The following is a 19,972-nucleotide window of genomic DNA, read 5'->3' on the forward strand; positions in this document are numbered from 1 at the left end:
GTCGACGTTTTTTAACGGAGGCGTCCTTGAACAAGTTTGCGTCCATCTCGTGTTTGGTCATTTTTCTGCTGATGCCGCCGCAAGGTTACGCGGCAGACCTCAATGGTCTTGTCGCCTCTCTCAAGGGTTGCGGCTACGTCATCGTGTTTCGACACGGCGCCACTGACGATAGCCAGAAGGACATTTACCCCTTCAAATTCGACGATATGAGTGCACAGCGCCAACTGAGCGAGAAGGGCCGCACGCTTGCGCGCGAACTTGGGGCCGCGCTCGCGAAACTTGGCATACCGATCGGCGAAGTCTACACGAGCCAGCTAAACCGCGCGGTCGAGACAGGCAAGCTGCTCAGCGGTAAGGACGTCTCTCCCGTCGACGCCCTGACCGACAGCGGCGCGGGCAGTGCGTCGGCGATGGCGAACCCCGACGGCAAGAACGCCAAAATTGGGCGCGCCGTCCGCGATCTCGTCAATGCGCCTCTGAAAGCCGGCGTCAATAATGTGGTCGTGACACACAAGACCAACGTCGCCGATGCCTTCGGAAAGGAATTTGGCGATATCCGCGAGGGCGAGGCGCTCGTCTACAAGACCGGTGGCTCAGGCCCGGCCGTCCTGGTCACGCGCGTGCAACCTGGCGAATGGATTGCTCAGACCGGCAGCTAGAGCCTTTTTCGGTTCTGATTGAATCAGAACCGGGCTTTAGATTCTTGTTTTTCCGCGTTTTCTTGACGCGAGAACCGCTGTCCGCCCCCGGACCAAGTCCGGGGCAGGCTTTCGCTGGAAAACACTCCAGCAGGACACCGTTCGACCGTGCATCAACCTTGGGTGATCGGTCCAGCCTAATTGTGACGTGTTGAGGGAACTTCAGCCGGCCCAGCAGCTTTATAGATACCGTGGGGAATCTGTTGGCGGATGGCCGCATGAAGTCTCTCTGGGTCGGTGTTGCACTGCTAGGCGCAGCTATTGTTCTCGGCGGACATGCCGTAGCCCGCGATGACGGTCGCTACGCCAAATCCCCGCTGAAGTCGTGGTTCGACAGCCTCAGGAGCGGAAAGGGGCCATGTTGCTCCGACGCTGATGGCTCTGCTGTCGCCGATGTCGATTGGGAATCCAAGGACGGTCATTACCGTGTGCGGCTCGAGGGCCAATGGATCGACGTCCCTGACGATGCGGTGATTACCGAACCAAATCGCGCTGGCCGGACCATGGTGTGGCCGCTCAAGGATTCGCTCGGGATTTCGATCCGCTGCTTCCTGCCCGGCAGCATGACATAGTGACGGCTTGTCTCGGCCTGCGGCAGCGGAGGGGAATCTTGCGGGCGCTGCGCGCCCGACACATGACGTAATCATACGTCACTAGACAGCATTGAAATGCCGCGCTAACCACCGGAAAACGCGAGATATTCGCGCGCAATCGATGGGCTGGGCTGCTTGATGGGTACGATCGATCCAACCGCGCGGGTTGAGGATGGCGCTGTGATCGGAGAGGGGACGACAATCGGCCCCTATTGCATCATCGGGCCGAACGTCACCATCGGCGCGAACTGCAAGTTGACCGCGCATGTGAACGTGGCGGGGCATACGACCGTCGCCGATGGCTGTGTCATTTACCCATTTGCTGCATTGGGAGGCCCGCCGCAGGACCTCAGCTATCGCGGTGAACCGACCCGGCTCGAGATCGGCGAAGGGTGCACCATCCGCGAAGGCGTAACGATGAATGTCGGAACGAAGAAGGGCGGCGGCCTCACGCGGGTGGGCGCACGCGGTTACTTCATGAACAACAGCCACGTCGGCCACGATTGCGTCGTGGGGAGCGATGTTATCTTCGCGACGTCTGCGACGCTGGGCGGTCATTGCGAGATCGGCGATTTCGTCTACATCGGCGGGCTGTCTGCCGTGCATCAGTTCACGCGGATCGGGCCGCAGGTTATGATCGGTGGCGTCTGCGGCGTCCGCGGCGACATCATTCCGTTCGGTCTCGCCAATGGACAGTATGCCAGCCTCGAAGGGCTGAACATCATCGGCATGAAGCGCCGCAAGTTCACCAGGGAGCGGCTGGCCAAGGTGCGCTCGTTCTACCAAAAGCTGTTTCACGGACCCGGTATTTTTGCCGAGCGGCTGAATGCAGTTCAGCCGATGGCTGGAGAGGATCCGGCGATCGCCGAAATCCTTGCCTTCATCGGCGACGGTAAACTTCGTCCGCTCTGCCTTCCCGCCGGCGACGGCAACAAGCCTTGATGACGGGATCGCCGCAGCCATGATCTCAGCGGCTTCCGACATTTCATCGCCCGTCGGCGTCATCGCAGGCGGCGGCGCAATGCCATTTGCGGTGGCGGATTCGCTTGCCGCGCGGGGATTGGCGCCAGTGCTGTTCGCACTGCGCGGCGCCTGCGATCCAGATCGCGTCGGCCGCTTCCGCCATCACTGGATCTCGGTCGGACAACTCGGCCGCGCGACAAGGCTGTTCCGTAGTGAGGGCTGCCGCGACCTGATCTTCATCGGTACGCTGCTGCGGCCTGCGCTGTCGGAAATCAGGCTGGACTGGGGAACGATCCGCGTGATCGGCCGCGTCTGGGCGGCGTTTCGCGGCGGCGACGATCACCTGTTGTCGGGGATCGGCCGCATCCTCGAACAGGACGGTTTCCGGATGGTCGGTATCAGGGATGTCGCCCCCGACGTGCTGATGCCAGAGGGGCAAATTGCCCGTGCCATGCCGGATGCTGCCGCCACCGCCGATATTGCCAAGGGGCGGGAAGTGCTCGGCGCGCTCGGTCCGTTCGACATCGGCCAGGCCGTGGTCGTGATCGACGGGCACGTGGTCGCGGTGGAGGATATCGAGGGTACCGACGGGCTGCTGGCGCGCGTGGCGAGGCTGCGCGAGGCGGGGCGCATTCGCGCCAAATCCGGCCGCGGCGTGCTGGTGAAGGCGCCGAAGAGCGGGCAGGATTTGCGGTTCGACCTGCCGGCCGTGGGCGCAAAAACCATCGAAGGCGTGGCAAAAGCTGGGCTCGCCGGCATTGCCGTGATCGCCGGCCACACCATTGCCGCGGACTCGCAAGCCATGATCGAGGTTGCTGATAGTGCCGGCTTGTTCATCCAGGGCTTGCCCGCGTGACGCCGCCTCGCGCGACCGCCGGGATGGAGCGGAGGATATTTCTGATCGCGACGGAAGAATCCGGCGATCGCCTCGGCGCCAGCTTGATGAAGGTGCTGCGCCAGCGCCTTGGTGATGCGGTACAGTTCGAGGGCGTCGGCGGCCGCGCAATGGCGCGCGAAGGCCTGGAGTCGCTGTTTCCGATTGAAGAACTCTCGATCATCGGGCTGGCCGCAGTCGTCAAGGAATTGCCGAAGATCCTCGGGCTCATCAAGGAAACGGCCATCGTGGTGACGGAGGCATCGCCCGATATTCTCATCATCATCGACAGCCCCGACTTTACCCATCGCGTCGCCAGGCGCGTGCGCGCCAAGGATCCCAAGATTCCGATCGTCGATTATGTGTCACCCTCGGTATGGGCGTGGCGGCCAGGCCGGGCGCGCGCGATGCGCAAATACGTCGATCACGTGCTGACGCTGTTGCCGTTCGAGCCGGAGGCCTATCGCAGGCTGCACGGGCCGCCTTGCACTTATGTCGGCCATCCCCTGACCGAGCAGTTGTCATCGCTGCGCCCGAACGCCGATGAGGCTAGACGGCGGGCGGAATCGCCGCCGGTGCTGCTGGTGCTGCCGGGAAGCCGGCGCAACGAAATCCGCCACCACATGGCGGTGTTCGGCCAGGCGGTGGGACTGCTGCAGGAGCAGGGCACGCCGTTCGAACTGGTGCTGCCCACCATGCCGCATCTGCAGGAAGCGGTCGTCGATGCGGTGAAGGGCTGGCCGGTCCAGCCCCAGGTCGTAATCGGCGAGCAGGACAAACGGGCGGCCTTTCGGATCGCCCATGCGGCGCTGGCCAAATCCGGTACGGTGACGCTCGAACTGGCACTGGCCGGTGTGCCGATGGTGACGGGCTACCGGGTCGGCGCCATGGAAGCCTGGATCTTGCGGCGCGCGATCAAGGTGAACTCGGTGATCTTGGCCAATCTCGTGATCGGCGAGAACGTCATTCCCGAACTCCTGCAGGAAGACTGTACTCCGGAAAAGCTCGCAGCAGCGCTGCGTGATGTGTTGAGCGACAGCGACCTGCGTCGAAGGCAACTGGAGGCTTTCGGCAAGATCGACGGCATCATGTCGAGCGGCAACCAGCCGCCCAGCGTGCGCGCAGCCGACGTCGTGCTGGCGACGATGTGGCAGGCGCGGCGGGGGTAGGATTGTAGGATGGGTGCAGCGGAAGCGATACCCATCAATCGCGGCATACACTGGCGATGGGTATCGCTTCCGCTCCACTCATCCTACGAAAAAGCAGAGAAGCCGGACGCGGTGATCGCATCCGGCTTTCCGAGCTGTCGTGTACGCGACGTCGGTTACTTCCGCTTGTCCATCGCCACGTAGTCGCGGCGGGCGACGCCGGTATAGAGCTGGCGCGGACGGCCGATCTTCTGCTGCGGATCCTCGATCATCTCGCTCCACTGGCTGATCCAGCCGACGGTGCGGGCGACCGCGAACAGCACGGTGAACATCGAGGTCGGGAAGCCCATGGCCTTCAGCGTGATGCCTGAATAGAAGTCGACGTTCGGATAGAGCTTGCGGTCGATGAAGTACTGATCGCTCAACGCGATCCTTTCCAATTCCATCGCGACGTTCAGCATCGGATCGTCGCCGTGGCCGGTCTCGGCCAGCACGGCGTGACACATCTTCTGCATGATTTTGGCGCGCGGGTCGTAGTTCTTGTAGACACGGTGGCCAAAGCCCATCAGGCGGACTTCGCTGTTCTTGTCCTTCACCTTCGCGATGAATTCCGGAATCTTGTCGACCGTGCCGATCTCCGCGAGCATCGCGAGCGCGGCCTCGTTGGCGCCGCCATGCGCCGGACCCCACAGGCAGGCGATGCCGGCGGCGATGCAGGCGAACGGATTGGCGCCGGAGGAGCCGGCGATACGCACCGTCGAGGTCGAGGCGTTCTGCTCGTGGTCGGCGTGCAGGATGAAGATCTTGTCGAGCGCGTCAGCCAGCACCGGATTGATCTTGTATTCCTCGCAAGGCACCGCGAAGCACATGTGCAGGAAGTTTTCGGCAAAGGAGAGCGAGTTCTTCGGATACATGAAGGGCTGGCCGACGGTGTATTTGTAGGCCATCGCGGCCAGCGTCGGGACCTTCGCAATCATGCGCATCGAAGCGATCATGCGCTGCCGCGGATCGTTGATGTCGGTGCTATCATGATAGAATGCGGCCAGCGCGCCGACGGCGGCGACCATGATCGCCATGGGATGGGCGTCACGGCGAAAACCCTGGAAGAAGCGGGCCATCTGCTCGTGAACCATGGTGTGATGGATTACGCGGTAGTCGAAATCCTGCTTCTGGGACTTGGTCGGAAGTTCCCCGTAGAGCAGCAGATAGCAGGTCTCGAGGAAGTCGCCCTGTTCGGCGAGTTGCTCGATTGGGTAGCCGCGGTATTCCAGCACGCCGGCGTCGCCGTCGATATAGGTGATCTTCGACTGGCAGCTTCCGGTGGAGGTGAAGCCGGGGTCGTAGGTGAACATCCCGGCCTGGGCGTAGAGCTTGGCGATGTCGATGACATCTGGCCCCACCGTGCCGCTGAGGATCGGGAAATCGTAGGTCTTATTACCTACGGTGAGCGTTGCAGTCTTGTTGCTGGATTTTGCGTCCATCGTGAATCCCCGATGAAATCGTTACGAAAAACCGGGCCGACCTTGGTGCCATTCGTAAGGCAGTAGCAAGAGAGGCCGGACTGTCTAGAAGCGGCGCCAAAGGCGTAGCTTATTGCCCTGTGCACTGCAAGATGGCCGCAGCCCCCCATATGGTAGGGGCTCAGCCGACCGCTTGATCGCCCAGACGGGCCAGGCATTCCTCCCGCCCCAGGACCGCCAAAACGTCGAAAATGCCGGGCGAAGTCGTCCGTCCGGTCAGCGCCACCCGAAGTGGCTGGGCGACGGCGCCGAGCTTGAGGTTGTTCTGCTCCGCGAAATTCCGCATGGCGGATTCGGTGGTCTCGGCGCGCCAGTCGGTCACGGTTTCCAGCGCGATGCGAAGTTGGCCGATCAGCGCCCGGGTTTCCGGCGTCAGCAGAGCCAGGGCCTTCGGCTCGATCTGGAGCGGACGGTCGGCAAAGATGAAGTAGGCGCCCGAGATCAGCTCGATCAAGGTCTTGGCGCGTTCTTTCAAGCTCGGCATCGCCCGCAGCAATTGTGCGCGGGTGGTGTCGTTGAGTTTTGCCTTCAGCTCGGCGCCGTCGGGGACATAGTCCAAGACGCTCTCGAACTGGGCCACCAGCGCGCCGTCATCGGCGTGGCGGATGTAGTGGCCGTTGAGGTTTTCCAGCTTGGCGAAATCGAAGCGTGCAGCAGACCGCCCGATCGCGGGCAGGTCGAACGCGTCGATCATTTCCTGCGTCGAGAAAATCTCCTGGTCGCCATGGCTCCAGCCGAGCCGGACCAGGTAATTGCGCAGCGCCGCCGGCAGATATCCCATGGCGCGGTAGGCATCGACACCAAGCGCGCCATGGCGCTTCGACAGTTTTGAACCATCGGGCCCGTGGATCAGCGGGATATGGGACATGTTCGGGATGTCCCATCCAAGCGCATCATAGATCTGTTTCTGGCGCGCGGCGTTGATCAGATGATCATCGCCGCGGATGACATGGGTCACGCCCATGTCGTGGTCGTCGACCACGACAGCCAGCATGTAGGTCGGATTGCCGTCGCCACGCAGCAGCACGAGGTCGTCGAGGTTTTCGTTCTGCCAGACCACGCGGCCCTGCACCTGATCCTCGATCACGGTCTCGCCGGTCTGCGGGGCCTTCAGGCGAATGGTCGGCTTCATGCCGGCAGGCGCTTCTCCCGGATCACGATCCCGCCACATCCCGTCATAGAGGCGGGTGCGGCCCTCCGCGCGCGCCTTCTCGCGCATCGCGGTCAGCTCCTCTGCAGTGGCATAGCAACGATAGGCATTGCCACTGGCGAGCAGGGACTCGGCGACCTCGCGATGCCTTGCGGCGCGGCTGTACTGGTAGATGACGTCGTCGTCCCAATCGAGCTCGAGCCATTTCAGCCCGTCAAGGATCGCGGCGATGGCGGCTTCCGTGGAGCGCTCGCGGTCGGTGTCCTCGATCCGCAGCAGCATCTTGCCGCCGCGCTTCTTGGCATAGAGCCAGTTGAACAGCGCGGTCCGGGCGCCTCCGATATGGAGGAAGCCGGTGGGCGAAGGGGCGAAGCGTGTGACGACGGAATCAGTCATTACCAAGCGCGTGAGCGGTGAACGGCGGTGGTGTATAGCAGGAACGGTGCATAACTAAAGCCCGGGCCGGTGGCAAAGTGGGCTTGGCTCACAGGGGCGAATTTGGCAGAAGGTTCGCCAATCCCTAACAGGAACTCAGGATGACCACAGAACCGGTAACGGCAGAGGCGGGGCGCGATTTCATCCGCGACATCGTCCAGGCCGATCTCTCTTCCAAAAAGCACAGCCGGATCGTGACCCGATTTCCGCCGGAGCCGAACGGCTATCTGCATATCGGCCATGCCAAGTCGATTGCCCTCAATTTTGGCATCGCGCAGGAGTTCGGAGGCAAGTGTCATCTGCGCTTCGACGACACCAACCCGACCAAGGAAGAGCAGGAATACATCGATTCCATCCAGGCCGACGTGCATTGGCTCGGCTACGACTGGGGAACCGACCTCTATTACGCCTCCGACTATTTCGATCGTCTGTATGACTGGGCGGAGGGCCTGATCAAGGCGGGCGACGCCTATGTCGATGACCAGTCGCAGGAGGAAATCCGTACCAACCGCGGCACGCTGACGGAACCCGGCAAGAACTCGCCGTTCCGTGGTCGCACGATGGAGGAAAACCTCGACCTCTTCCGACGCATGAAGGCCGGCGAGTTTCCGAACGGCAGCCGCGTGCTGCGGGCCAAGATCGACATGGCGGCCGGCAACATCAACCTGCGCGACCCCGTGCTCTACCGCATCCTCCATGCCGAGCATCCGCGCACCGGCACCAAATGGTCGATCTATCCGAGCTACGACTACGCTCACGGCCAGTCGGACGCCATCGAAGGCATCACGCATTCGATCTGCACGCTGGAATTCGAGGACCACCGGCCGCTCTATGAGTGGCTGCTGGACAAGCTGCCGGTGCCGTCAAAGCCGCGGCAGTACGAATTCGCCCGCCTCAATCTGACTTACACGCTCTTGTCGAAGCGCGTGCTGACGCAGCTCGTGCGCGACGGCCACGTCTCCGGCTGGGACGATCCGCGCATGCCGACGATCGCGGGATTGAAACGGCGCGGCGTGCCGCCGGCCGCGGTGCGCGAATTCGTCAAGCGCATCGGGGTGGCGAAAGCCAACAGCGTGGTCGATGTCGGCATGCTGGAATTCTGCATTCGCGAGCACCTCAACAAGACGGCGCAGCGGCGGATGGCGGTACTGCGGCCGCTGAAAGTCGTCATCGAGAATTATCCGGAAGGGCAGACGGAGGAACTCGAGGCCGTCAACCATCCCGACGATCCGGCCGCGGGCACGCGCAAAATCTCGTTCGGCCGCGAGCTCTATATCGAGCGCGATGATTTCATGGAGAACCCGCCCAAAAAATTCTTCCGCCTGTCGCCGGGCAACGAGGTGCGGCTGCGCTACGCCTACTTTGTGAAATGCACCGGCGTCATCAAGAACGACGCGGGCGAAGTGATCGAACTGCGCTGCACCTACGATCCCGCGACCAAGGGCGGCAACGCCCCTGACGGCCGCAAGGTAAAGGCCACCATGCACTGGCTATCGGCCAAGGATTCGGTACCGGCGGAAGTGCGCGTCTACAATCAGCTCTTCTCGAACCCGAGCCCGAGTGCCGCGAATTTCGCCGCCGACCTCAGTCCAGAATCGCTAGAAGTGCTGCCTGGGGCGCGGGTCGAGCCGTTGGTCGCATCAGACAACTCCGGCGAGGTGATGCAGTTCGAACGGCAGGGCTATTTCGTGCGCGACAAGGATTCCGCGCCGGGCAAGCCGGTGTTCAACCGCACCATTGGGCTGCGCGACACCTTTGCCAAGGAACTTGGCGGGAAGGGGTGAGGCGACGGTGCAAAGCGCGGCCGACGACGCGGTATCCACCATCATCGAGAAATGGTCGGCGGCGTTCCGCAAGCTCGACGCAGACGCGCTTGCTGCGCTTTATTCGCGACACGCGCTCTTTTACGGATCGAACCCCACGCTCTATCGCGGCAGTGAAGGCGTTGTAGCCTATTTCAATGCGCTTCCACGCTGGCGTGCGCCAACGGTGCAGTTCACGGATGTGATGATCGCGCAGGTCAGCTCCGATCTGATCAATTTCGCCGGAATCGCGAATTTCGATCTCGGCGAAGAGGCCTCGCCGCTGTCGGTCAAAATCACCTGGGTGATCCTTCGCGAGGACGGCGACTGGAAGATCGTCAGCCATCATGTCTCGTCCAAGACCCCGCTGATCGAGCCGTAGGCCTGCCACCCTATGACGCGCGGGTGAGAAAGATCGGCAGCCCTCGCTTATTGCCGTAGATGGGGCGGTAGCGCTCCGTATTGTACGTGCTGGCGACGTCCAATTTGCGCGGCCCGAGCTTGGCGTCAGGGATGGGCACGAGGTCGTAGCGCCCCTCCACCAGCGCCGACATGCGGCCGGTCTTGCCTTCCAGGATGGCATCGTAGGCCATGTTACCGAAAGTCAGGGCCACGAGCTTGTCCATGAAGTCCGGATTGCCTGATCGCAGGTCGTAGGTGAGGTCGGAGGTGATTGTCTCCTCGCCGACGCGTCGCTTGATCTCGTCGGCGAACGATTCCGCCACGCTCGCCTTCTTGCGATGACCGTAGGCATCAGGTTCACCGTATTCCGGCACCTCGTAGCCCTCCCACGCGGCGCCTTCGCTGAGCACGACCAGCGCGTAGTTGCTTGGGTTGGCGCGCTTCTCCTCGACGAGCAACCGGATCAGCTTGTCGAGATCGAACTTGTACTCCGGTATGACGCACCGGATCGAGGTGGCGTACGCGGTATAGAGCGCTGTAAATCCGGCATCGCGGCCAAAGACGCGGAAGATGCCGATTCGCTCGTGCGAACCGACCGTGGTGCGCTGCCGCTGGATGGCGTCGCTGGCGCGGGTGATCGCGGTCGAGAAGCCGATGCAGTACTCGGTGTTGCGGACGTCGTTGTCCATGGTCTTCGGAATGGCGATGATCTTGACACCGAGTTCGTTGAGCTTGGCTGCGTAACTCAGCGTGTCGTCGCCGCCGATGGCGATCAGGTGCTCGATGCCAAGCCCAGAGAGGTTAGCCAGCACCTGGGTAGTAACGTCCCACGTCTTGGTTGCGATGCCGCCCTTCGTGCTGAGCGAGGCTGGAAAGTCCTTGCCGACGAGATGATCCGGCAGCTTCTTCATCTTGGACGGATTGGTGCGGCTCGAGTGCAGCATGGTGCCGCCGCTCCGGTCTATGGTGCGCGTGTTGTCACGGTTCAGCGGGATGATGTAGTGGGACCTGCTGGCCGGGTCCTCGAGGTTTACGTGCGTGAGGGCCTCCCAACCACGGCGGAGGCCGACGACCTCGATGTCGTTCTCGCTGCCGCGATAGGTCACGCTCTTGATAACAGCGTTGAGGCCGGGAACGTCGCCGCCGCCCGTGAGAATGCCGATACGCCTTTTTGCCATACCCACCTCGCAGGCGATCCCTTACTCGGCCGCTTCCGGCTTGCGCTCCTTGCGCACCTGAAAGCGCTTCAGCAGTGAGGACACGGTGTCGCGGAAGCCACCATACTCCAGCTCGGAATAGGGCAGCATCGCGGCACCGGACCAACCCTGGTTGCGCATCTCGATTGCCTTGCGCTGGGCGCGCCGGCGGACCTCGTCCCACGCCGGATTGTCGAAGAAATCGGTATAGGACTCGGAGAAGCGGCCATCCTTGTCGATCGAAAAGCCGGCGCAGGAAACGATCGGGAGGCAGTACATGCCTGTCACCGGTGTGTTAATTGGCACCGGCATGAGCGGCATCACGTGCGAGCCGCGCGCATCGCCGCCTACGAAGTGCGCCTTCGCGAACGGCGAGACGATTTCTTCAGGTGCCGGGAAAATCCCCTGGTTCCTGACGATCGCGACCGGATCGTCCTTGCCGGTGTACTTGCCTGCGATCGCGTGAAGACGCTGCGCCGAAACGGCGACGGCGACCTCGCCATGGGTCCGGGAAACGATGCGATCAATGCCAAAGCGCTCGTTGTCGCGGAGCAGCGCGGCAATGTGGTAACCGTCCGCGGGCGCGTCGAGTTCGATCACGCTGTCGCCGGCCGTGTTGTCCATGTCGATGACATGGAAACGGAATCCCTTAATCATTGGGGGCAGCATCAGCCCGGCGCAATACATGGGATCGGCAAAGGCGAGGTAGAGCGGCAGGTTGTAGGCGCCGGGGCCGCATTTGTCGGCGGCGAACACCATGAAGGACTCCGCAGGTCTCGTGCCCGAGAGGCTGTGGTCGAAGCTGAGCTCGGCGACGCCCGGGCCGGCGCCGCGGACGTTTCCGGACGGTGCGTCGACGAGAAGATCCTGGCCGGCACCATAAAGCCCGGAGGTTTTCGCGACCGAGGTGGCCGCGAGGAACGCCTTCCAGGCAAGTTGATGGACCTCGGAGCTCCCTTCGCCTCGTGTGTGCGTCATGATGATCGCAATGTCGTCGCCGGTGTGGCAGACGAAACCGTCGATCAGCAGGCCATCGCAGATCGCCTTCGCGACCTCGCCCTCGACAGCCGCCATCATGCGTGTGGACGGTTTCGTGTGGCCGCCGACGGAGCCTATGTCAGCCTTGATGACGGAAAGGGTAAGTCTCATGAGCGTTCCCTCCGACCGGTGCAACGCAACGCCTCCGCCTCGGCGCTCGCTGCGCCGGGGCAACGGCGCTGCTCATTGGGCGGAGAGAACGTGTCACGTTGCAATAGGTTCCACCCGAAGTCACGGCGCCTCGGCTCGCCGCGAGCTGAGCGAGTAGCAATGGCAATTGTTGCGCGGCACGAGTCCATTTTGGCGGTTTTCCAGACCCACTGAAGCCGAAATCCGCGCATGCCTGCGGATGAGTTCACATCCTAAATGTCGTAATACAAATGGAACTCATATGGATGAGGGCGCAGCCGGATTGGATCGACCTCTTTCTTCCGCTTGTAGTCGAGCCAAGTCTCGATCACGTCCTCGGTGAACACGTCGTTACGGAGCAGAAAGGCGTGATCGCGATCGAGCGCGTCAAGCGCCTGATCCAGCGACCCTGGTGTCGACCTCACGTTCTTCGCCTCGGCGGGCGGCAGGTCATAAAGGTTCTTGTCGATCGGGCTGCCTGGATCGATCCGGCTGATGATGCCGTCGAGACCGGCCATCAGCATCGCGGCAAAGGCCAGATAGGGATTGCAGGAGGGATCCGGCGAGCGAAATTCAACCCGCTTTGCCCGCGGGTTCGGCGAATACATCGGAATCCGGCAGCAGGCTGAGCGATTGCGCTGGGAATAGACCAGATTGATCGGAGCCTCATAGCCGGGCACCAGACGCCGATAAGAATTCGTGGTGGGGGCGCAAAGCGCACACAACGCCCAGGCGTGGGTCAACAGGCCGCCGATGTAGTAGCGGCCGAGCTGGCTCAATTCGGCATAGTCGCCCTTGTCGTAGAACAGATTGGTCTCGCCCTTCCACAGGGACTGGTGAACGTGCATTCCCGAGGCGTTGTCCTCGAACAGCGGCTTCGGCATGAACGTCGCGGTCTTGCCGTGCTCGCGGGCGGTGTTCTTCACCACGTATTTGTAGATCATCAGATTGTCCGCCATGCGGGTGAGCGTAGTGAAACGCATGTCGATCTCGTTCTGGCCGCCGGTCGCGACTTCATGGTGATGGGCCTCGATCTGGATGCCCAGCTGCTCCATTGTCAGCACCATTTCGGTGCGGAGAGCCTGCATGCTATCGGTCGGCGGAACGGGAAAATATCCTTCCTTGGGGCGCGGCTTGTGGCCCAGATTCGGCTCTTCCTCCGCGCCGGTATTCCAGCTGCCTTCACTGGAATCGATTTCGTGGAAGGCATGATTGATGCCCTGCCCGTAGCGCACCTCGTCGAACACAAAGAACTCCGCCTCCGGGCCGAAGTAACTCGTATCGGCGAGGCCGGTACCCTTCAGGTTCGTTTCGGCCTTCTGGGCGATGTAACGGGCGTCACGGCTATAGGGTTGACCGGTCACGGGATCCCTGATGTTGCAGATCAGGACCAGGGTGGACACAGGGGAATACGGGTCGAGAAAGGCCGTGGCCGGATCCGGCACGACCAGCATGTCGCTTTCCTGAATTTCCTGAAAGCCGCGGATGGACGAGCCGTCGAACCCAATGCCTTCGCTGAGAGCATCGATACTCGCTGCACCCGGTGGGACGGAAAAATGCTGCCACACCCCGGGCAAGTCGGTAAACCGCAGATCGATCATCTGCACCTTCTCGTCTTTGATCGCCTTCACGAGATCTTCGGCTGTCGCACACTTCGGAAACATGGCTTCAACTCCTGTAACGGAGAGCCGCATCTTGGACGTTGCGATGCCATTCAGCCGTGGCGAAGCGACTTGCGACGGCTCCTGGCCCACGTTCTGCGTTGCCGCGCCGGCAATCTCAGCTTTGGTGGGGACCACGCATCATCTTCATCGCGTCTTCGATATGCCGCCAGGTTCTGGCCAGCTCGACCTCGCCTTTTGCCTCAAGTTCGATGGCATTCTGGGCAGCTTCCGCAATGGCCTTGGCGCCATGAGCTTCCAGTAATTGCCGCGCATAGTCGTGGATTTCGGTTTCTCGCATGGCGTCATGCTCCTCTCATTCTGAGCGCGACCGGGAATTCCAGTCGAGCTGAGAACCGTAGACGTTGACACCTGATCCCGCGCACACAGTGTGCATCCTGCCGCGGCGCACTTGCAAGAGTGCTTTCAAGAGCGCGTTCCTGCCGGTGAGCTGCCCGGATTGGATGGTGGCTCCGGGGGAAGAGCAGCGGCAACACAACGCAGGCCGGACGGTTACGTCTTGAGTAGCGGTCGATCGCGACGGGCGCTGCGTTAAGCGTGATGGCCTCGCACCCGCGGCGCCTCAGGATCGGCCTAGCAGCCCCGGCAAATACTGCGCAGGGATTTGGCGAGCTGAGCATCCTCCTGGGCCATCGGCTCATACGGCTTTTGCTGTGCCTGCCGGTCCTCATTAGCCTTTTGCCGGGCGGCCCGCGCAACGTCCTGGCGCTGATAGCACGCTTCGCGCTCTGCTCTTGCTTCGATGAAGCGGCATTGTTCAGCCGCTGCGACAGCGGATGCCGACGTCGCCAAAGCAAATAGGAGGCAGGCCGCAAGTCTCATAACGCGATTGTAACGCCGGCCGGCGTGCATTTCCTCAAGTTTCTGCATTCGTTCCGCTAGCGGCCCAAATACAGCGTCCGGTAGTCTTGCGGTCTTCACGAGATCGTAAGGTGTAGGCTCGGTGGCGGAGCAGGGCGACACGTCGGGCCGAAAACGGGGCTATGCCGGCACCTGGCCGCCGCGCGCTGCGGCGCTGGTCGGCGGCATTTTGCCATCGCGTCCCGCGTTCTGGCCGCCACTGATCGAGACCTTGCGTACATGGGCACGCGCCGAAGCCGGCGCGGGCCGCCTGCTGCCGTGGGTACCCGTTGCATTCGGCACCGGCATTGCCTTTTACTTCGCCGCCGATCATGAGCCGGCGCTGTCAGTGGCTACCATTGTGGCAATCGCGCTGTGCGCGGTGGCGGTGCTGTTGCGGCGGCAGAAATTCTTTCCCGCCGCGGTGATGATCGCGGCCGTCGCCGCGGGCTTTGCGGTCGCGACCTGGAAGACCGCGCGGATCGCGCATGGCGTGCTGGCGCGGCCGATGTTTTCGGTGTCGCTGACGGGTTTTGTCGAGACTCGCGACATCCGCGAGCGCACCGACCGTTTTGTCCTTCGCGTCGTCACCATGGAAAGCGCGCGCGGAACGACGAAGCTGGAGCGGGTGCGGCTGTCGGTAAGGAAGGGCACGGCGCCGCCAGTTGGGAGCTTCGTCGAGCTGAAGGCGCGGCTGTTGCCGCCGCTTTCGCCGGTGCGGCCGGGTAGCTACGATTTCAGCCGCGACATGTTTTTCGCCGGCATCGGGGCCTCCGGCTTCGTGATGGGCGCGATCAAGACCACCGAGCCGCCAGCCGCGGGCGGCGGGCTCCGCCTGCGCTATTCGGCTGTGATGCAAGGCCTGCGCGATACGATCGATGCGCGGATCAGGACCACGCTGGAAGGCGACAAGCGCGCGATTGCGACCGCCCTGTTGACCGGGCGGCGCGATGCGATCTCACCGCCGGTGAACGATGCGATGTTCATCTCCGGTCTCGGCCATGTGCTGTCGATCTCCGGCTATCACATGGCCGTCGTCGCCGGCGTCGTGTTCTTTGCGGTGCGGGCGCTGTTGGCGCTGTTCCCTGTGCTCACGGTCGGCCAGCCCATAAAGAAGTGGTCGGCGGCGGCAGCCCTCGTTGCCGCCGCGTTCTATCTGCTGCTGTCGGGCGCCGAGGTCGCGACGCAAAGATCGTTCTTCATGACGGCCGTGGTGCTGATCGCGGTCATGGTCGATCGCCGCGCGATTACGTTTCGCACGCTCGCGGTCGCCGCCCTGATCGTGCTCTCGGTCGCGCCGGAAGCGCTGGTACATCCGAGTTTCCAGATGTCGTTTGCGGCGACCCTGGGGCTGGTGGCGCTGGTGCAGATCGGCATGCCGCGCCTGTTCGCGACGGCGGATCATACCGCAACGGCGCGCGTGGCGCTGTGGGGCGGCCGCGAAGTCACCATGCTGTTGCTGGCCTCGTTGGTGGCGGGGCTTGCGACCATGCCTTACGCCGCCTTTCACTTTCACCGGGTCACGCCTTACGGCGTGCTGGCCAACCTCGCGGCGATGCCGGTGGTCTCCGCGCTGGTGATGCCGGCGGGCCTGCTTGGCCTCGTCGCGATGCCGTTCGGCTTCGATCGACTGTTCTGGGCGGCCATGGGCCTCGGCATCGACTGGATGATTGCGGTGACGCAATGGGTCGCGGCGTTACCCGGCGCGGTCGGCCGGGTGCCGGCCTTCGGCATCGGACCGCTGATTGCGGCGAGCCTCGGCATCATCCTGCTCGGCCTGTTGCGCACGCCGCTGCGCTGGTCGGGAGCGGCGCTGGTACTATCAGCGGCGCTGTGGGCGGCGAGGGCGCCGCAGCCGGATATCCTGATTTCCGCCGACGGGCGCAATGTCGGGGTGCGCGGCCAGGATGGCCGGCTGCATTTGATGCACGCGGCCAAGGGGTCTCGAGACGTCTTCCTCTTGAAGGAGTGGCTGGCGGCGGATGCGGACGCACGAACGGCGGCTGACGCCTCGCTCACGTCAGGCGTCTCATGCGACGATCTTGGCTGCGTGGTGCAAGCCGTCGGCGGCGGCCTGATCGCACAGGCGCTCAGGCCCGAGGCGTTTTCGGACGATTGCGAGCGCGCGGCAATCATTGTGACGCTGCGGCAGGCCCCGGCGGCATGCGGTGCTTCCGTCATCGGCGCCGAACGGCTCCGGCGCCAGGGCGCGATGGCGTTGCGGCGTGGCCGCGAGGGATTTGCCGTCGAGGCGGTCAAGCCGAGGGGGATCGACCGGCCTTGGTCGCCGGCCATAGCCGACGAGAGTGAGGCCGACACCACCGTGCTGGCGCCGCGCGTCGTGCCACCGCGCAGCGTCGATGCCACGCCGGCCGAGGCAGACCTTCAGGCGGAGGAGTAGACGGGCGTCAGTGCTCGTCGACTGTGGGTTTGGCTGGAATTTCGAACGCGCCGAGATGGAATTCCTCGGGCGCGTCGGGCGCCGACGGCAGAGCGACCAGCGTGAACGATGCGTCGGGAAATTGCTGCCAGATTGCGAGATCCTCGGCCGTGATGGTGAGCCAGCCGTACCTGAACATGTACCGCCCGGGCTCAGTGACGCGCCCGGCTTTTTGCCACGTTACCTTGTTGACCACCGACTGCCCCCCTGCGGTGCCGAGCTCTGAAAAATGTACCACCCTGATCCGCCGGCCTGGGCCGGCGGATCATATGCGCGTGGGCGTTTATCCGGTCACGATCGATTCGGCCGGACGCGCTTCCGTCACCTTCGGCGCGCGTTCGCCACCGGTCTGGACCACCGGCAATTGCAGCACGGTCGCGCGCTGGCCTTCGCAAAGCTGCGTCACCAGCACATGGCTTCCGTCGGGAAATTCGATCGCGTCATGGTGACGGTCGGAGATATGGGGGTCGATTTGATTGAACTTGCCGACCCGCCAGTCGGTGGTTCGAGTCCAGATCCACCGGTTGTCGTATTTGACGTCCTCAGCGAACGCCAGTTCGGTGCCGGGAAGCATGCAGACCGCCACTGCAGGCTCGCGTTCCGACGCAAAGCCGCGGGTCGATGTACCGCGGAATGTCGTGGTGATCAGCGTCTCGCCGACCTCGGCAGGCCGCGTAGCCACAGCATGCAGGCTATAGTCACACATCGGATGGCTCCCTCGTTTGAGATAGCTGACCCGTGTCTAGAAGGAGGCACAGGCCTCTATCAGAGTGGACATGGCGCAGAGCCTTTTCTCGTTTCTGGGCAATTCTGCGACTGGCGCACTGCGCCACATTCACAAACGCGCTAACGGGCGTTGGTTCCAAACGCGCAACAAAAAACCCCGGCCGCGGGCCGAGGCTCTTTTCCGTCACGGCCCGGACGGCATAACGGGTCAGTATTTGCGGTAGAGCCCGATCAGCTTGCCCTGAATCCGGACCCGGTTCGGCGGCAGGATGCGGACTTCATAGGCGGTGTTGGCGGGCTCGAGCGCGATCGAGGCGCCGCGGCGGCGGAAGCGCTTCAGCGTGGCTTCCTCCTCGTCGATCAGCGCCACGACGATGTCGCCGGTGTCGGCGGTCTCGTTGCGTTGGATCAGCGCCATGTCGCCGTCGAGAATGCCCGCGTCCACCATGGAATCGCCGCGCACTTCGAGCGCGTAATGTTCGCCGGAGCCGAGCATGTCCGGCGGTACGCTGATGGTGTGGCTGCGGGTCTGCAGCGCCTCGATCGGCGTACCGGCGGCAATCCGGCCCATGACAGGCACGGCCACCGGGCGATTGCCGTCGTCCTCGGCGGCCGGCGCGCTCACTGTGCGTTTGCCGAGCGTACCCTCGATCACGCTCGGCGTGAAGCCGCGGCGGCTGTTGGCGGCGGCTGCGAGCTCGGGCAGCTTGATGACTTCGATGGCGCGGGCGCGGTTGGGCAGGCGACGGATGAAGCCACGCTCCTCCAGTGCGGTGATGAGGCGGTGGATTCCGGATTTCGAACGCAGATCGAGCGCGTCCTTCATCTCGTCGAAGGAGGGCGGCACGCCGGCCTCTTTCAGCCGTTCATTGATGAAACGCAGAAGTTCATACTGTTTGCGCGTAAGCATCGCGAGCAATCCCCCGGGTTGGCGTCGTCTCGTTCCGAATCTTCAGGGCCCGGATCGTGGAGTCCCCAAACTCCCGATCTAAGACACTAGCAGTCGAAACAAATCATGAACGGACACTATATGTTCGATATGTGTTCCGCAACCACTTAATTTCAGGTGAACGCATTGCGGTTCCGGCCCAAGGTGCTGGGGGAACACCGTTCAGGCGTCATTCCGGCAGCCGGAGCAGCTCGCAACGCGATCCCTTTGCGGCAGCCGGCGCGAACGGCGGACGTATCACAAGTGCACGTGCCGCAGCGAGATTCCCCGATAGCGACGAGTCCTGATGGTTCACCGGCACGGCAACCAGCGTGCCGTCGTCGCGCGCTTCGAGGCGGGCGCGAAGATAGTCTTCGCGCTGATCATTGGCGGCGAGGTCGCGGCCGAGCAGCGCGCTTTCGCGCCGGTGATGGATGGTATCGCGGCCCGATAAGGCGCGAATCAGCGGCACCAGGAACAGGAAGCCGCAGACATACGAGGAGACGGGATTGCCTGGCAGGCCGATCACCCGCATCGCGCCCAGCCTGCCGTGCATCATCGGCTTGCCCGGCCGCATCGCGATCCGCCAGAATGCGATGGCGACGCCCTCGGCTTCCAGCGACCGCTTGACGAGGTCGTGGTCGCCGACCGACGCGCCGCCCAGGGTGATCAGGATGTCCGCGTCGGCCTTGCGGGCACGGCGGATGCCGTCCGTGGTCGCGGCGACGGTGTCGGCGGCGATCCCGAGGTCGATGATTTCTGCCCCTTCGGCCCGCGCCAGTGCCCGCAAGCCGTAGCCGTTGGAATAGACGATCTGGCCGGGGCTGGGGCTTGCGCCCGGCATCACCAGCTCGTCGCCGGTCGCCAGCATCGCAACTTTCGGGCGGCGGTGCACCGCAAGCTCCGGGTAGTTCATGCCGGCGGCGAGCGAGAGGTCGCGGTCGGTGAGGCGGCGCCCGCGTTTGAGGAGGACGTCGCCTTCGCGGAAATCAACGCCCGCGGCGCGGATATGCCGCCCCGGAACGGCAGCTTCCGTGATGGTGATATGATCGCCCTCGACGCCAGTGTCTTCCTGGATGATGACAGCGTCGGCGCCATCGGGAATCACGCCGCCGGTAAAGATCCGCACCGCTTCCCCCGGGCCGACCTTCCGCTCGAACGGGCGGCCGGCGGCGACCTCGCCGATCACCTTTAGCCGCGCGCTGACATCGGCGGCGTCAGCTGCGCGCACCGCATAGCCGTCCATCGCCGACATCGCTTGCGGCGGTTGCGTCCGCCGCGCGGCGACGTCGCGTGCGAGAATGCGGTGATACGCCTCATCGAGCGCCACCATTTCTTCGGGCAGGGGATCGGCGCCCGCGAGGATGGCAGACAATGCATCGGCAACCGGCATCAACGCCACGGGCAG

19 protein-coding genes are annotated in these 19,972 nt (G+C 63.4%); 8 read left to right on the plus strand and 11 right to left on the minus strand.

Features of this window, described 5'->3' with window-relative positions:
• Nucleotides 1-26 precede the first annotated feature (26 nt).
• From V1278_RS20995 to lpxB, 5 genes are all read left to right on the plus strand, one after another.
• A complete protein-coding gene (locus V1278_RS20995; RefSeq protein WP_334382079.1) occupies nucleotides 27-659 on the plus strand; it encodes a histidine phosphatase family protein in 633 nt (210 codons plus the stop codon).
• 257 nt (nucleotides 660-916) lie between these two features.
• The gene (locus tag V1278_RS21000; protein ID WP_334362929.1) at nucleotides 917-1,270 is read left to right on the plus strand and encodes a hypothetical protein; all 354 of its coding nucleotides are present in this window, start codon (nucleotides 917-919) and stop codon (nucleotides 1,268-1,270) included.
• Between the two features lie 159 nt (nucleotides 1,271-1,429).
• Complete coding sequence (gene lpxA / locus V1278_RS21005) at nucleotides 1,430-2,233, plus strand: acyl-ACP--UDP-N-acetylglucosamine O-acyltransferase (protein WP_334382080.1); 804 nt, start codon at nucleotides 1,430-1,432, stop codon at nucleotides 2,231-2,233.
• Nucleotides 2,234-2,252: 19 nt separating this feature from the next.
• Complete coding sequence (locus V1278_RS21010; protein WP_334362926.1) at nucleotides 2,253-3,110, plus strand: LpxI family protein; 858 nt, start codon at nucleotides 2,253-2,255, stop codon at nucleotides 3,108-3,110.
• A gap of 23 nt (nucleotides 3,111-3,133) precedes the next feature.
• A complete protein-coding gene (gene lpxB / locus V1278_RS21015; RefSeq protein ID WP_334384225.1) occupies nucleotides 3,134-4,297 on the plus strand; it encodes a lipid-A-disaccharide synthase in 1,164 nt (387 codons plus the stop codon).
• A 155-nt stretch (nucleotides 4,298-4,452) separates the two neighbouring features.
• Here the strand turns inward: lpxB and gltA are convergent, their stop codons facing one another.
• On the minus strand, nucleotides 4,453-5,757 hold the full coding sequence (gene gltA / locus V1278_RS21020; protein WP_334362925.1) for a citrate synthase: 1,305 nt from the start codon (nucleotides 5,755-5,757) through the stop codon (nucleotides 4,453-4,455).
• A 160-nt stretch (nucleotides 5,758-5,917) separates the two neighbouring features.
• The gene (gene gltX / locus V1278_RS21025; protein ID WP_334382081.1) at nucleotides 5,918-7,342 is read right to left on the minus strand and encodes a glutamate--tRNA ligase; all 1,425 of its coding nucleotides are present in this window, start codon (nucleotides 7,340-7,342) and stop codon (nucleotides 5,918-5,920) included.
• Between the two features lie 140 nt (nucleotides 7,343-7,482).
• Here gltX and V1278_RS21030 point away from each other — a divergent pair, with 140 nt between their 5' ends.
• Together V1278_RS21030 and V1278_RS21035 are read left to right on the plus strand one after the other, a co-directional pair.
• Nucleotides 7,483-9,165 carry a glutamine--tRNA ligase/YqeY domain fusion protein gene (locus tag V1278_RS21030; RefSeq protein ID WP_334382082.1) on the plus strand — a complete coding sequence of 561 codons (1,683 nt, stop codon included), beginning with the start codon at nucleotides 7,483-7,485 and terminating at the stop codon, nucleotides 9,163-9,165.
• Between the two features lie 7 nt (nucleotides 9,166-9,172).
• Complete coding sequence (locus tag V1278_RS21035) at nucleotides 9,173-9,565, plus strand: YybH family protein (protein ID WP_334382083.1); 393 nt, start codon at nucleotides 9,173-9,175, stop codon at nucleotides 9,563-9,565.
• A gap of 10 nt (nucleotides 9,566-9,575) precedes the next feature.
• Here the strand turns inward: V1278_RS21035 and V1278_RS21040 are convergent, their stop codons facing one another.
• The 5 genes from V1278_RS21040 to V1278_RS21060 form a co-directional block, all read right to left on the minus strand.
• Nucleotides 9,576-10,763, minus strand: coding sequence for a 6-phosphofructokinase (locus tag V1278_RS21040; RefSeq protein WP_334382084.1), 1,188 nt, complete (start codon nucleotides 10,761-10,763; stop codon nucleotides 9,576-9,578).
• Nucleotides 10,764-10,784: 21 nt separating this feature from the next.
• Complete coding sequence (locus V1278_RS21045) at nucleotides 10,785-11,930, minus strand: fructose-1,6-bisphosphatase (protein WP_334382085.1); 1,146 nt, start codon at nucleotides 11,928-11,930, stop codon at nucleotides 10,785-10,787.
• Between the two features lie 251 nt (nucleotides 11,931-12,181).
• Nucleotides 12,182-13,612 (minus strand): type I glutamate--ammonia ligase, encoded by a 1,431-nt coding sequence (glnA, locus tag V1278_RS21050; protein WP_334362917.1) that lies wholly within the window; start codon nucleotides 13,610-13,612, stop codon nucleotides 12,182-12,184.
• Between the two features lie 115 nt (nucleotides 13,613-13,727).
• Entirely contained in the window at nucleotides 13,728-13,910 is a 183-nt protein-coding gene (locus tag V1278_RS21055) for a hypothetical protein (RefSeq protein WP_065729174.1), read from the minus strand.
• A 293-nt stretch (nucleotides 13,911-14,203) separates the two neighbouring features.
• Nucleotides 14,204-14,500 (minus strand): hypothetical protein, encoded by a 297-nt coding sequence (locus V1278_RS21060; RefSeq protein ID WP_334382086.1) that lies wholly within the window; start codon nucleotides 14,498-14,500, stop codon nucleotides 14,204-14,206.
• Between the two features lie 73 nt (nucleotides 14,501-14,573).
• Here V1278_RS21060 and V1278_RS21065 point away from each other — a divergent pair, with 73 nt between their 5' ends.
• Nucleotides 14,574-16,871 (plus strand): ComEC/Rec2 family competence protein, encoded by a 2,298-nt coding sequence (locus tag V1278_RS21065; RefSeq protein WP_334382087.1) that lies wholly within the window; start codon nucleotides 14,574-14,576, stop codon nucleotides 16,869-16,871.
• Nucleotides 16,872-16,878: 7 nt separating this feature from the next.
• Here the strand turns inward: V1278_RS21065 and V1278_RS21070 are convergent, their stop codons facing one another.
• From V1278_RS21070 to V1278_RS21085, 4 genes are all read right to left on the minus strand, one after another.
• Nucleotides 16,879-17,148 carry a hypothetical protein gene (locus V1278_RS21070; RefSeq protein ID WP_442893751.1) on the minus strand — a complete coding sequence of 90 codons (270 nt, stop codon included), beginning with the start codon at nucleotides 17,146-17,148 and terminating at the stop codon, nucleotides 16,879-16,881.
• A 45-nt stretch (nucleotides 17,149-17,193) separates the two neighbouring features.
• A complete protein-coding gene (locus V1278_RS21075; protein WP_334362915.1) occupies nucleotides 17,194-17,616 on the minus strand; it encodes a hypothetical protein in 423 nt (140 codons plus the stop codon).
• 228 nt (nucleotides 17,617-17,844) lie between these two features.
• Nucleotides 17,845-18,546 carry a transcriptional repressor LexA gene (gene lexA / locus V1278_RS21080; RefSeq protein WP_057843135.1) on the minus strand — a complete coding sequence of 234 codons (702 nt, stop codon included), beginning with the start codon at nucleotides 18,544-18,546 and terminating at the stop codon, nucleotides 17,845-17,847.
• A 208-nt stretch (nucleotides 18,547-18,754) separates the two neighbouring features.
• On the minus strand, nucleotides 18,755-19,966 hold the full coding sequence (locus tag V1278_RS21085; protein ID WP_334382088.1) for a molybdopterin molybdotransferase MoeA: 1,212 nt from the start codon (nucleotides 19,964-19,966) through the stop codon (nucleotides 18,755-18,757).
• Nucleotides 19,967-19,972 lie beyond the last annotated feature (6 nt).

This window comes from Bradyrhizobium sp. AZCC 1577 (genome assembly GCF_036924575.1).
Lineage (GTDB): Bacteria > Pseudomonadota > Alphaproteobacteria > Rhizobiales > Xanthobacteraceae > Bradyrhizobium.